The organism is Terriglobia bacterium (genome assembly GCA_020072565.1).
Taxonomy (GTDB): Bacteria; Acidobacteriota; UBA6911; order UBA6911; family UBA6911; genus JAFNAG01.
Genome location: JAIQGI010000020.1, coordinates 26,382 through 39,726 on the forward strand (window position 1 = coordinate 26,382; position 13,345 = coordinate 39,726).

Annotated in this window: 6 protein-coding genes; 3 read left to right on the plus strand and 3 right to left on the minus strand. The window is 57.7% G+C overall.

The window, feature by feature from the left end; translation table 11 throughout:
- The first annotated feature begins 1 nt into the window (after window position 1).
- The gene (locus LAP85_13845; protein MBZ5497479.1) at window positions 2–1,201 is read left to right on the plus strand and encodes an ArgE/DapE family deacylase; all 1,200 of its coding nucleotides are present in this window, start codon (window positions 2–4) and stop codon (window positions 1,199–1,201) included.
- 103 nt (window positions 1,202–1,304) lie between these two features.
- Here LAP85_13845 and LAP85_13850 read toward each other — a convergent pair whose 3' ends face one another.
- Window positions 1,305–2,597, minus strand: coding sequence for a hypothetical protein (locus LAP85_13850; GenBank protein MBZ5497480.1), 1,293 nt, complete (start codon window positions 2,595–2,597; stop codon window positions 1,305–1,307).
- A 431-nt stretch (window positions 2,598–3,028) separates the two neighbouring features.
- On the opposite strand from LAP85_13850, the gene LAP85_13855 reads away from it, so the two are divergent.
- Complete coding sequence (locus LAP85_13855; GenBank protein MBZ5497481.1) at window positions 3,029–5,779, plus strand: DPP IV N-terminal domain-containing protein; 2,751 nt, start codon at window positions 3,029–3,031, stop codon at window positions 5,777–5,779.
- A 147-nt stretch (window positions 5,780–5,926) separates the two neighbouring features.
- Here LAP85_13855 and LAP85_13860 read toward each other — a convergent pair whose 3' ends face one another.
- Together LAP85_13860 and LAP85_13865 are read right to left on the minus strand one after the other, a co-directional pair.
- Window positions 5,927–10,357 (minus strand): response regulator, encoded by a 4,431-nt coding sequence (locus LAP85_13860; GenBank protein MBZ5497482.1) that lies wholly within the window; start codon window positions 10,355–10,357, stop codon window positions 5,927–5,929.
- A 228-nt stretch (window positions 10,358–10,585) separates the two neighbouring features.
- Window positions 10,586–12,106, minus strand: a complete 1,521-nt coding sequence (locus LAP85_13865; GenBank protein ID MBZ5497483.1) for a M20/M25/M40 family metallo-hydrolase — start codon at window positions 12,104–12,106, stop codon at window positions 10,586–10,588.
- 250 nt (window positions 12,107–12,356) lie between these two features.
- On the opposite strand from LAP85_13865, the gene LAP85_13870 reads away from it, so the two are divergent.
- On the plus strand, window positions 12,357–13,211 hold the full coding sequence (locus LAP85_13870; GenBank protein MBZ5497484.1) for a 4Fe-4S binding protein: 855 nt from the start codon (window positions 12,357–12,359) through the stop codon (window positions 13,209–13,211).
- Window positions 13,212–13,345 lie beyond the last annotated feature (134 nt).

A 13,345-nucleotide genomic window follows, 5' to 3' on the forward strand; every position in this document is an offset into this window, starting at 1 on the left:
CATGAACACGGAATCCCAAATCGCGGCCTATGTCGCGTCCCATCACGACAAAATCGTGAGTGCTCTTGCGGAACTGATCGCCATACCGACGGTGAATCCGCCCGGCCGGTCGTACTTTGAGTGTGTGGAGTATCTTTCCAAGCTCCTGCAGTCGTGGGGGATCGAGCACGAGATGCTGTCCATCCCGCACGAAAGTCATCCCCGATATGCCATCATCGGCGCCTATGGCAAAGGCGAGGATGGCCTTCATTTTCACGGCCATTACGACGTCGTCATCGCTCAATCTCCCGACCAATTCCAGCCTCGGCAGCACGACGGCCGTCTCTACGGGCGCGGCAGTTCCGACATGAAGGGCGGAATTGTAGCCATGCTTTTTGCCCTGCGGGCGCTTCAGGAGTGCGCCGTCAGACTTTCGAAGAAGATCACGTTCACACTCGTCCCCGATGAGGAAACCGGCGGTCGCCTGGGAATGCGCCACCTGGCGCAAGCGGGGCTGCTGCCGCGGGCAGGCTTGGGAATGCTGATGCCGGAGCCGACCAGCGGCGTCGTCTGGAACGCATGCAGGGGAGCGCTCACCTTGCGGGTTCGCATCAAGGGCAAGACGGCACATGTCGGTCTGCCTCACCAAGGCGTCAACGCTTTCGAGGGCATGGCGGCAGTATTGAATTCACTGTTGTCCTTAAAGCCCACCATCGTGGCAAGGCGCACTTCGCTGCCGTTGAATCCCCCCGAGGCAAGTTCCTCGGTGATGGTGCTGGGAGGAGAATCGGGCAGTGGCTCCAATTTCAATTCCGTTCCCGAGAGTGCCTGGTTTTCTGTCGACCGGAGGATCAATCCCGAGGAGAACCTGGCTCAGGCGAAGGAAGAATTGGACCGGGTTTTCGAACGGCACCGCAGAGAAGGCCTCGACATCGAGGTGGAGATTGTTCAGGAAGGCGAACCAGCGGTCGCGCCTGCCGAGACCCGGTTGGGGAAGATTCTGGCCCGGACGGTCACCGACGTCATTGGAATCCCGCCCGCCTTCGAACTGTGCCCCGGCATCCTGGAAACGCGATTCTTCACAAACCAGGGCATCCCCGGCTACGGTTATGGCCCCGGAGTGCTCGAGATCTCGCACGGACCGAACGAATACGTCGATCTGGACGCCTTGCGGCGCTGCACCATCGTCTACGCCCTTACCGCAGTGCGCCTCCTGGGTTGAGGCGGTCGTTGCCCCTGTAAATCCGTTACGCCGCCAGGCGGCGCTCTGGAGCGTTGCCGGCTTTCGAAATTCAAAGGAGCCACGGAGGCATGGTTAGTCGCTTCTACCTGCGGTTGAACTCAACGTAACTTTCCTTCAGCGGCTCCCAGTGCAATGCCGGACAACTACCGCACTCTGATGCGGGCGGATCTACATGGATCATGTCAGGTTGCCAACCCGGGACCATTCTGGCCGTGTTTTTGGCTATCCACGGGTTGGCAGGAAACCCGACGATGGCAAGGTTTTGGGGCCGGCGCGCCCGCAACTGTTCGATGAGTCGATTGGTAGGGGCGGCTCTTTGCTCAAACTGCCTATCCTTGATCCAGATGTAGCCGATATTGGCTGCAACGAATAGGATCACGAATGCCCTGCACAGTGCCTGACTGTCCAGTCCATGAATCAGAACGGCCAAGGCCCATACAATTCCCATGGACGCGATGTACTCCTGACGACTGGTAACGTGGCCTTGATAGGTAAGAAAAACATAGGGGACCAATGCGATCGCCGCAAAACCCAAGCCCCAGCCGGCAGGTTTAAGTTCGGCCAAATCCCGCCGCCGGACCACATGAAGAATGACGGCGAGATAGACCCAGGGGAACATCATCCGGTGCATGCTTCGCAGGAGGACAGGCACACCGTGCCAGCCCAGCGAATAGGAGCCGGTGCCAAGCATGAAGTTATGGGCAGCAAGCCGATAAAACAGGGCGGCGAATGCTGCAGAGATTGTAAAGATGAGAGCATATCCAAGCCGAGAGAGAGCGTGCCCTCTGGATCGCCAATCAAGCAACGGCAACAGCCCCAACAGCGCCAGTGCCGATTCCTTTGAAAACAGGCCGGCAAGAAACACTAAGGAACTCCAGGCGCCATGTCCCCTTTCCCAAAGAAGCAGGCAGGCAAGCAGGCAGAGTCCCAACAGGGTTTCATTCATTGCCGCCAGCCACATCACGGCTTCCTGATGTCCTTGAATCGATGCGAAAAACACGGCGGCCAGCAGCCCGATCCGGGACGATTGCATGAGCCGGGTCAAAAGCTGCCAGATCAGAATGGAATTAATGAGATGAAGCAGCAAATTGAATGCATAGTACCACGCCGGATGGTATCCAAAGAGAAATCTGAGCATTCCAAAGAAGATGTAACTCGTAAGCCGGAAGCACTCGGGAGGGATGGAAAACAGATACAGGAAATCATGCTGTAGTGCATCCAGGCGCCCCAGAATGACAAAGTCGTCCGAGATAAAGCCGTTGTTAACGCAAGGCAGGTAGGCGACGGCGCACAATCCAGCCAGGAGGAGGACGACTCCGGCATCACGGGGGAGCCTTCCCCTTTTCGCTGATCCTGTGTCAGCTGCGTTGCTCATGTCGGGCCCGACGCTACCAAAGCCGCCTTGGAAAATCAACGGCCCCCGAGCGCACTCATGGGCGGGGAAAATACCTCAAGCCTCAACAGCTCAACGCAGAGAATGCCGAGCGAAGCAGAGAAGGCAGGCCTTTGATAGCCTCAAATCCGACCTCTCTGCGCCCTCTGCGACCCTCTGCGCCCTTTGCGTCAATCCATTGCTCTTCAATCGAATTGGAACAGAGAACCCGGCGCAGCGAACTCCTTATTCGACATGTTTCGCTTGCCATATCCGCCGGACAAAGATATCCTCGCCCCCACTGGAATAATCTCTTTCTGAGTGGCATTTCTTGACGAACATAACACACCCGACATCTCGAACATGGGGAGGAATTGATCATGTCTAACCATCTTAAGTATAGGCATCTCAAACAGAAGGGCCTATTTGCGCTAATGGCCCTGGTTCTCTTGATTCCATTGATTCCCGCCAGGCCGCAACCCGGCGCGCCGGCGGATAATCCCGCCATCACGCGGGCCAACTATGATCTGGCCGCAAAGTGGACGCAGGCTAAGATTCAAAAACTCGTGTTCGATACCGCCGTTACGCCGCACTGGCTCGAAACCGGCGATCGCTTCTGGTACACCTATCAGACGCCGCAGGGGAGAAACTTCTACCTGGTCGATCCTGCGAAAAAATCGAAGACACTGCTGTTCGACAACGCCAAAATGGCTGCGATGCTCACTACGATCACGCGCATACCGTACGACTCGCAGCACCTCCCCTTCACTACAATACAGCGGTTCGTAAAGAAAGACACCGCCTTCCAGTTTCAGTTCACCGTCCCGGTGGACGCCGACATCGTTACAACCAAGAAGGTGGAACAGCAAGCTCAAAAGACCGATCAGCAAGCTCAAAAGACCGATCAGACGGGCCAGACAGGCCAAAGAGGCCAAACGCAGGGGCAGAGAGGTCAGGGCGCACGAGGTGGTGCGCCTGCGGCGCCGCCCAGAACCAAGACCCTTCATTTCGAATATGACCTGGCAACCGGAAAGGTCCAGTTGCTCGAAGATTGGAAGGATCCCGAAAGAAAACCGGCATGGGCCAATGTCTCTTCCGACGGCAAGACCATCATATTTGCCAGGAATCACAACCTTTACATGATGGACGACGTCAATTTCGAAAAGGCCAAGAAGACCCCAAACGACAGTTCGATCGTCGAAACCCAGCTTACGACCGATGGAGTTGAGCATTACAGCTTCGCCGGCGGAAGAGGCGGAAGAGGCGGTGATCAACAGCAGCAGCAACAACAGGAAGAAATCACCACCACTCAAGAACAGGGCCAGGGTGAAGGGCGCGGAAATGCTCGCACGGCCCCGATCAGCCCTCAATGGTCCAAGGACTCAAAGAAGTTCTGCGTCACGCGCAGGGACGACAGGAAAGTCAAAGATCTCTGGGTAATCTACACACTTGACAATCCGCGCCCGACGCTCGAGACCTATCGCTATGCCATGCCCGGCGAACCGGACGTGCCGCAGGAAGAAGTCCTGGCCTTTGACCGTGATACCAAGGCGCGCGTAAAGGTCAAGGCGGACGCCTGGAAGGACGAGAACATGACCGTCTATTCTGCGCGTGTAACCGCCTCGTTCCGGGAGCAGAATCCCGATCGCACCGAGCAGACCTGGTTCACCGATGCGCCTGACAAGGTTTACCTCAACCGCATCAGCCGCGACATGCACAAGCTTGATGTGTGTGTGGTGAATCCCGACACGGGCGATGCCAAGGTGCTCGTCGAAGAGCGATTAAACACCTACATCGAGACCCAGACGCCGCGCCTCATCAACAACGGCCAGGAATTCATCTGGTGGTCGGAGCGGGATGGCTGGGGCCACCTCTATCGCTACGGTATTGATGGAACGCTGAAAAACCAGATCACATCGGGCGAGTTCGTCTGCACATCGGCCGGCGGCGGGGGTGGGGGCGGTGGCGGTGGGGGCGGCTCTGTCCAGGGCGTCGATGAAAAGAGCGGCACACTCTTCTTCACCGCGGTCGGCCGTGAGCCGGGGGAGGATCCATACTACGCACATCTCTATCGAGTCAACCTGGATGGCACCGGTTTGAAGCTGCTCAATCCAGGCGACGCGTCGCATGCCGTAAATATGTGCGAATCGTCGAAGTACTTCGTCGACAACTCCTCCCGGATCAACGCCGCTCCCCGGTCCGTACTATACGATAACGCCGGCAATCTGGTGATGGACCTCGAGACGACGGACGTCAAGCCCTTGCTGGAAGCCGGGTACAAGTTCCCGGAACCCTTCAAAGTCAAGGCGGACGACGGCATCACCGATATCTACGGTGTCATGTACAAGCCGTTTGACTTTGATCCCAACAAGAAATATCCGATCGTCCTGTACGTCTATCCCGGTCCCCAAACCGAGAGTGTGACCAAGACCTTCACCCGGGGGAATTACAGCACTTTCCTGGCGCAGTTCGGTTTCATCGTGATCGAGGTTGGAAACCGCGGCGGCAACCCGCAGCGCTCCAAATGGTATCACAACTACAGCTACGGCGAGGATATCAGCTTCCGCGACTATGGCCTGGCGGATAAGAAGGCAGCCGTTGAGCAACTGGCGCACCGCTTCTCTTTCATCGACATCAATAAAGTCGGGATCTGGGGGCATTCGGGAGGCGGATTCATGTCCGCCGCAGCCATGCTCGTGTTTCCCGACTTCTTCAAGGTGGCATGGTCTGAATCGGGCAACCACGAGAACAACGTCTACAACAACTCCTGGAGTGAGAAAAACCACGGCATCAAAGAAGTGACCGACAAGGATGGAAATACAACGTTCGAGTTTACCATCGACAAGAACTCCGAACTCGCCAAGAACCTCAAGGGGCATCTGATGCTGACTACGGGTGACCGCGACAACAACGTCCACCCTGCTAACACCATGCGGCTCGCGGACGCCTTGATCAAAGCAAACAAGCGTTTTGACATGATGATCTTCCCCGGGCAGCGGCACTCCTACGGAGAAGACGGCCCCTACTGCGAGTGGATCCGTGCCGACTACTTCTGCAAGTGGCTGATCGGCGACTTCTCGAGCAACGTCGATCTCGTCGAACTCGCCCGCGAGAAGGAGCAGAACAACAAACCGGAAACCACGGGCAGAGGCGGGGGAGGAGGCAGGGGCCGGGGCGGCAACTGACGGCCGGACCGGAGCTTCTGAAACTCGCTCCTGATCACGCCAGGGGCGCGGCGCGTCGTGCCGCTGCCTTGCCATAAAGATCAGAAAGACCTCGCGGCGGTTGCCTGAGGCCTTTCTGATCTTCGAGGTCCAGGCGGTCTGATTCGTTCAACGGTTACCGTGGGTTGGCACTTCCTGGGCCAGTCCTGTCAGCACAGCTGTCAAGGATCGCGTCTCGCGCTTCAGGGATTCCAGAATCGCTCCGGCTCGGCTCATGTCGCCTGTGCGCCCCATGTTTTCGAGCTCTTCGAGTAAGGCCACCGTTGGGCGTGCGCCGAAGTTGCCGGCGGAACCCTTCAAATTGTGAGCCGCAGCTGCGAGAGCACATGGATCGTTGCGGCGGACGGCATCTTCTATCTCGTTGAGACGTGCCGGGCAATCCTGCAGAAACAGGTCGACAATCTCAGCCAGCAGGGCCGGGTCACCGTCCATCTCGCTCAGAACCGTGTTGGCATCGAAGGTTGGGATTGCGGTTCTTTCGTTCGACGCTTCTGCAAAAATGCGGAGCGTTCTCTCAATTGTCGCCATCAGATCGCCTTTCTTGAGCGGTTTGGCAATGTAGTCGTCCATGCCGGCTGCGACGCATCTTTCCCTGTCACCCTTCATGGCATGCGCGGTCATCGCCACAATCGGGACATGGCGGGAGCCGCGCTGGCGCTCGCGTGCGCGGATGTGTCCTGCAGCCTCAAACCCGTTCATCACGGGCATCTGCACGTCCATCAGGATCAGATCAAACGATCCGTCCACAGCAACCGCCACTGCCTCACATCCGTCGGCGACCACAGTCGCCCTGTGCCCGCAACTCTCCAGCATGCGCACCGCCACCCTCCGATTGACGGCGTTGTCTTCCACCACCAGGATATGCAGCCCCGCTCTGGCTGTATCCGGCCTGGTTTCCGCTATTTGGAAGTCTGCAGCAGCTTTCCGGTCTTTACCGAGGGCTGCCATCATGGATTCAAGCAGTTCGGCCCGTTTGATGGGCTTGACCAGATAGGCGGAAATGCCCAATTGGCGGCAGCGGGCGATGTCTTCCGGCTGCTCTGACGAGGTCAGCATCATGATCAGCGCTCCTGCCAGCTTGGGATCGCGTTTGATCGCGGCCGCAACCGCAAAGCCGTCCATTTCTGGCATCTGCGAATCGAGTAGAACAACGGGAAACGGCGTGCCCTCGCTCGCCGCCTTTGAAAGAACATGCAACGCCGCGCGACCGCGATCGACGACGCTCGGATGCATCCGCCACGAACTCAGGATTTCCCGCAGGATGAACCTGTTGGTCTCGTTGTCATCCACTATGAGCGCAGGCAGGTCGGCGAGAAGATGCGGAACAGCATGGTCGATTGCGGACTCTCCCAGGCCGAAACACGCAGTGAAACGGAAGACGCTGCCGCGCCCCAACTCACTTTCTACCCAGATGCGTCCGCCCATCATTTCAGCCAGTTTGCTGGAGATGGTGAGCCCGAGACCCGTGCCCCCGAAGTTGCGGGTGGTTGAGCCATCCGCCTGACTGAACGCCTCGAAAATCGAACGCTGCTTTTCGGGGGGGATGCCGATGCCGGTATCCCGCACTGCAAACTGCAGGCATACCGGGCCGGCGGTCCCATCGGCTTGTTCGGGAGATGACGCGCAGTCCACCTCCAGTGCCACCTCGCCCCGGTGGGTGAACTTGATCGCATTGCCGACGAGATTGACGATGATCTGCCTCAGGCGGAAAGGATCGCCGATGAGCGCTTCCGGGATCTTGTGGGGAATGTGGCAGGTCAATTCGAGCCCTTTCTGGTGGGCGCGCAAGGCGAGGGCCTTCATGGTATCCTCGATGCAGGATCGCAGATTGAAATCGGCGTTGTCGAGATTGAGCTTTCCGGCTTCAATCTTGGAAAAATCCAGGATGTCGTTGAGGATGGTCAGCAGCGAGTCGGCTGATGCCTTCACCGTGCTGAGATACTCCCGCTGCTCAGATGACAATTCGGTGTCCAGGGCCAGCTCCGTCATCCCCATGATGCCATTCATGGGTGTCCGGATCTCGTGGCTCATGTTGGCGAGAAAGTCGCTCTTGGCCCGGCTCGCAGCTTCGGCCGCCTCCTTGGCTGTCTGTGCCTCAACTTCGGCCCGCTTGCGTTCCGCGATCTCATGCTGCAGTTTGCCCGTTCTCTCATTGACCAGGAGAACGAGCTCCTGCTCCCGGTTTCGCAGGCTTCTCACGCGCAGGCGGTAAATCCCGCTACCGCATCCCACGAGCACCAGGAGAAGGAGCGCCTGAAACCAGTGCGTCTGATAAAAAAACGGCGCCAGATAGATGCTCATGGAAGCGCCCGCGTCGTTCCAGACGCCATCGTCGTTGCAGGCCATGGCCCGGAACCGATACCGCCCCGGGGGGATGTTCGTATAATAGGCGACACGCCGGGTACCCGCATCGATCCAATCGTTGTCGAAGCCCTCGAGTTGGTACTTGAACTGAACCTTCTGGGGAGACAGGAAGCTCAGCCCGGTATAGTGGAACTCAAGTTCTTTCCGTCCGGGCGGCAAGCTGATGTCGCCCGTCGATTCAACGGGCCGGCGGTCGACCATCACGGTTTCAATGATTACGGGAGGAGGCAGAACGTTGGCTCTCATCTCCTTGGGATTGACGACTGCGATGCCTTTGATGGTGGGAAACATGAGCATGCCGTTGCGCGTTCTCCAGCCGGCAGGCTGCGAACTCCCGTTGCATTCGCTGCTTCCCATGCCATCGGAGGTATCGTAGGCAACCGACTCAATACGCGCGATCCTTCCCTCTGCAAGTCCATTCAGGTCTCTCATGCTGTTACTGAAGACTCCGCGGTTGCAGCTCATCCAGAGGTTTGCCTTCTCATCCTCGAGAATCTGAAAAATGACGTCGTCGTAGAGGCCTTCCTTCGAAGTGTAGCGGAAGAACTCGCGGTTCTTGAATCGGAGCAGGCCTCCGCCGTAGGTACCAAGCCAGAGCGTGCCTTCGCTGTCTTCGTGAATGGTGTAAATGGCGTCGTTGCCGTCGTGGAGCCTGTAGGCGGTAAATTTCCCATCCTTGAAGAGATTGAGGCCGCTGCTTGTGCCGATCCAGAGGTTCCGATTTCGGTCTTCGTAAATGCACCGGACTGCGTTGTCGGACAGCCCGTCGTCGGTCGTGTACACGGTGAAGCGTCCGTCTTTCAAGAGATTGAGTCCGCCCCCTCTCGTGCCGATCCAGAGATTCCCCCTGCTGTCTTCATAGATCGCCCGCACCGATTCCTGCGAGAGCCCTTGACTGACGGTGTAGTTCTGGATGCTGCTGCCCCGAAGGCGGCTCAATCCGCTGCCGGTTCCGACCCAAAGGTCGCGGTTTCGATCTTCGAAAAGCGAAAAGACAACGTTGCTGGCAAGCCCGTCGCGCATAGTGTAGACTCGTGGCGCTTTGTTCGGGCTGAAACGTGTCAGCCCGGCTCCGTTGGTTCCCGCCCAGATGTCTCCCGCCGTGTCCTCGAAGATCGTCCGGACAAAATCACTCGACAATCCCTCGAGCGTGGTAATGCTGGTGAACTTTCCCTTTCTGACTCGATTCAATCCGCCGCCGTAAGTCCCGAGCCACAGGCTCCCTTCCCGGTCGCGGCAGATCGAGAGGATAAAATCGCTGGTCAGCCCTTCCCGGGTGGTGAAGCTGGAAAATTTCCCATCTCTAAACCGGTTGACCCCTCCTCCTTCAGTACCGATCCACAGGCTTCCCTCACCATCCTCGTAGAGAGAGGAAATCGAATTATGCGTTAGCCCGTTGCCCATCGTGTAGGTGGAGATCCTATCGCCGGTCAGGCAATTCAGGCCCATATTTGTGCCGATCCACAGTTTGCCGGCGTGATCTTCCAGGAGGGTCTTCACGGTACTGTCCGAGAGTCCGTCCTGGGAGGTATAGACCCGAACGCGCCCGTCCTGGATCCGATTAAGTCCTTTGTTGGTTCCCACCCAAATGCTGCCGTCGCGTGTTTCACAGATGGCAAGGACGAAGCCGTCGGAGAGTTTATTCGTGCCGTACTTTATCGCTTTCCCCCCCTGCAGTTCGACCAATCCGCCGCCAAAACTGCCGACCCACAGATGGCCTGCTCTATCTTCATACAAGGCATGGACGTCATCGTTCATCAGCCCGTCACGGGTCGTATAGACAGTGAACTTCCCGTTCAGCATCCGAACAACTCCCCCGCCGACGGTGGCAAGCCACAGCCCGCCGTCCTTACCTTCGATCATCGCCTGAATGTGGTTCCTGGTAATCTGAGGTGTGTTCTTTTTGTTGAACACTTCAAAACGGACGCCGTCGAAGCGGACAAGCCCTTCCTGCGTGCCCAGCCAGATATAACCGTCGCGACTCTGGAGAAGAGCGTGCACCGAGTTTTGGGGCAGGCCATCCTCGATCTGCCAGGCATCATGGGAATATCTGAGGAGTTCATCGGCGGGGAGGCTCCCACTCAGAGCAAAGCTCGCCCGGACCGGCACCACAGATCCCAAAAGGACGGACACCAGGAGCAAACGAGCGTTCTGTATCAGCCCAGCCTTTATCATATGCACCTCATATCGGATACACAACGGCTTCGGAATGGCGATACTACGCGATGCTTATCGGCAGCCTGGCAACCGCAAATTAGAGCGCTGCAACGGGTTTTAGGAGCTTGGTTCAGAAGGGTTTGACGCCGATTGGCAAAAGTGGGGCATTCCGGATCGCCGGTGCTGATACGGCTCTTGCACGCTGAGGCCGGAGATCAGGGATGTCCCTCCATCGTCCGGTTGAGTCTAATTGTTGGCCATTTCGACAGCGGCCAGGAAGATCAGGCGCGCCAGGTCGACCATGATATCCGGCGTTATGATGTCGATCGAGTCGTGCGTGGTATGGTAGGTGGCAAACGGCAACCGGGCCCCGCCCGAGGTGCCGAAGGAAAGTGTCGGGATGTTGGCCCACATGAAGTGGGCGGCATCCTGGCGCGGTCGCGCAAGATTGGCCGTGAAACCCGCGTTCACTGGACGGTGGATATACTTGCGGTTGTTGCGATCAATGAACTCCCACAGTTGCGGATAGTTCTTGCCGCCTCCTCCGCTGATGCGTTCGCCCCGGCCGACGGTTTCCAGATTGATGAACCCTTTGATCTTGTCGTTGGCAATGAACGGGTGCGCCAGGTAGTATTCCGAGCCTCTTACACCCTGCTCTTCCGCACCGAACAGGAGAAAGACCACCGACCGCTTGAGCGGAATCCCGGATCGCGCAAGCGCCTCGGCGATCCCAAGCGTCACAGCCACAGCAGAAGCATTGTCGTTAGCACCAGGCATGAGCTCAGGATTTCGGCCCAAGCCGTCGAGGTGGCCCCCGATGATGATCGCCTCGTTCTTCAGCACCGGGTCCTTCCCTTCCAGGAAGCCGATCACATTGGCCCCGATTCCCTCCGGGTGATACTCCGTTGTGTTCTTGATGGTGACCGTCTTTCCAGTCGCAAACGATACCGTTTCCTTTGCCGAACGAATACGTTCCACGAGAGCATCATGCTTCTTGCCGGTGCCGGCGAAAATGTCATTTACGACCCCAGGACTGACGTAGGTCAAAAGGAAGTCCTTGACGAACACGCAGTTGGGATTGGCTATATGATAGTTATAGACCATTCCCGCCGCGCCATGAGCCTTGGCATTCTTAACCTTGTAGTCGTGAAACGAGTAAGGCCGCCAGCGTTTGAACTCGTCCGCTTCCCTATCCGGAGAGATGGGCACCTCCGGCTCGACCAGGACAAACTTCCCTTTCGTGTCGACTCCCTTGTATTCGTCATAGTTCAGTTCGGGCGCAGTGATGCCGTAACCCACATACACCACCTCAGCCGTGACAGTGCCGGAGTCGGACGTCGATCCCGGGAAAAAGTCGTTCTCAAAGACGTAAGGTTTTCGTACCACATCTCCATTTTCCAGACTGATCTGCAGGCTGATCTCGTCGCCGGGCAACACCAGCGTGTAGGGATTCGGAAAGTTTTGCGTATAAGTGCCCTTGTCGCCGCCGGGCTTGATGTTCCAGCGCTTGAACAGGTCCGCAGCCCACTGCGCCGCTTTGTTGAAACCGGGAGTCCCGGTCAATCTCCCGTCATACTTCTCCGAACTCAACTCCTTCACATAATCAAAAAGCGTGAGGCTCGAGATCGAGTGCATGACCGCCATGAGGTTGTCTTCACTGAGTAGCGGATCCGGCTTCTTTGCCCCTTCCTGCCCGGGAAGCAGTCCGGCCACAGCAGCCAGGAGTAGGAACAGAAGGAGGTTTCGACACAGGAATCGTGATTTCATGGGAATGCCTCCAGAAGAAAGTGCGACAAGCAAAGCGGCGCCAAGATATCACCGCCTATGAGCGGAAGCAAGGCGGTGCCCAGAAGGCAAAAGACACAACCAGGACTCAAAGGCCCAAATTCTTCGAGAAATGCGGCCTTTCTTAAAGTCTCGGACTTTTGGGGCTTCACAAAAATTCTTGACCTGAATCAAGGATTCTTGCACGTCCCCTGAGTACCATCAGACCGGATCCTGAAACAGGAGTACCATCATGAAGCGGAAAATCATCAGAATTGACGAAGAAAAATGTAACGGATGCGGGCTTTGCCTTCCCGGCTGTCCCGAAGGGGCGCTGCAGATTATCAACGGGAAGGCCCGGCTGATCAGCGACCTCTTCTGCGATGGTTTGGGCGCCTGCCTGGGACATTGTCCCGAGGGTGCCATCACGATCGAGGAGCGCGAGGCCGTTCCCTATGACGAGCGCCAGGTGATCGCAGGCATCGCCAGGCAGGGTCGGGCAGTGATCGACGCCCACCTCAAGCACCTCAGGGAGCACAACGAGATGGCGTTTCTGCAGCAGGCGCTTGAATATCTGCGTGAACAAGGCCTGATCGCGAGCCCGGGTAATGCGGGCAGCAAGCCGACCCCTGCGGCGCGTAAACCCGGCGGCTGCCCGGGCTCGCAGGTTGTGAGCTTCGGTACTCGCAACGAGGGAGGCGATCCGCGCCAGACAGGATTGCAGCCATCCCGGCTCACACACTGGCCCATACAGCTCCACCTCATTTCCCCGCAGGCATCTCACTTTCACGGATCCGACCTGCTGCTGGCAGCAGATTGTGTAGCCTTTGCGCTGGGAGGCTTCCATGAAGATCACTTGAAAGGCAAAACCCTCGCCATCGCATGCCCGAAGTTGGACAACGGGCAGGAGATCTATCTCGAGAAGCTCACAAGCCTCGTCGATGTTGCAGAGGTGAAGAGCCTCACAGTGATGATCATGCAGGTTCCCTGCTGCGCCGGGCTCCTGCATCTCGCTCGCCGGGCTGTGGAACAAGCCGGCCGCAAAGTGCCGATCCACTTCTTGGTCGTCGGTCTGCGCGGGGAGATCCTGCAGCAGGGTTCCCTGTAAAGGCAGGTGTGGCCGCACCTGATAAAAGACTCAACGGAGAGCTCGCTAAGTTCGCAGAAACCGCAGAACATCTGCGATTCTTGCCCGCCAGGGAGTAGGCGACCACGCTCCGAAGGCGTGGCTTTGGCTTGCCC

Coding starts and splice junctions, on each gene's coding strand:
- LAP85_13860 (MBZ5497482.1), bottom strand. CDS start 10,357: ATGATAAAGGCTGGGCTGATACAGAACGCTCGTTTGCTCCTGGTGTCC.
- LAP85_13870 (MBZ5497484.1), top strand. CDS start 12,357: ATGAAGCGGAAAATCATCAGAATTGACGAAGAAAAATGTAACGGATGC.
- LAP85_13845 (MBZ5497479.1), top strand. CDS start 2: ATGAACACGGAATCCCAAATCGCGGCCTATGTCGCGTCCCATCACGAC.
- LAP85_13855 (MBZ5497481.1), top strand. CDS start 3,029: ATGGCCCTGGTTCTCTTGATTCCATTGATTCCCGCCAGGCCGCAACCC.
- LAP85_13865 (MBZ5497483.1), bottom strand. CDS start 12,106: ATGAAATCACGATTCCTGTGTCGAAACCTCCTTCTGTTCCTACTCCTG.
- LAP85_13850 (MBZ5497480.1), bottom strand. CDS start 2,597: ATGAGCAACGCAGCTGACACAGGATCAGCGAAAAGGGGAAGGCTCCCC.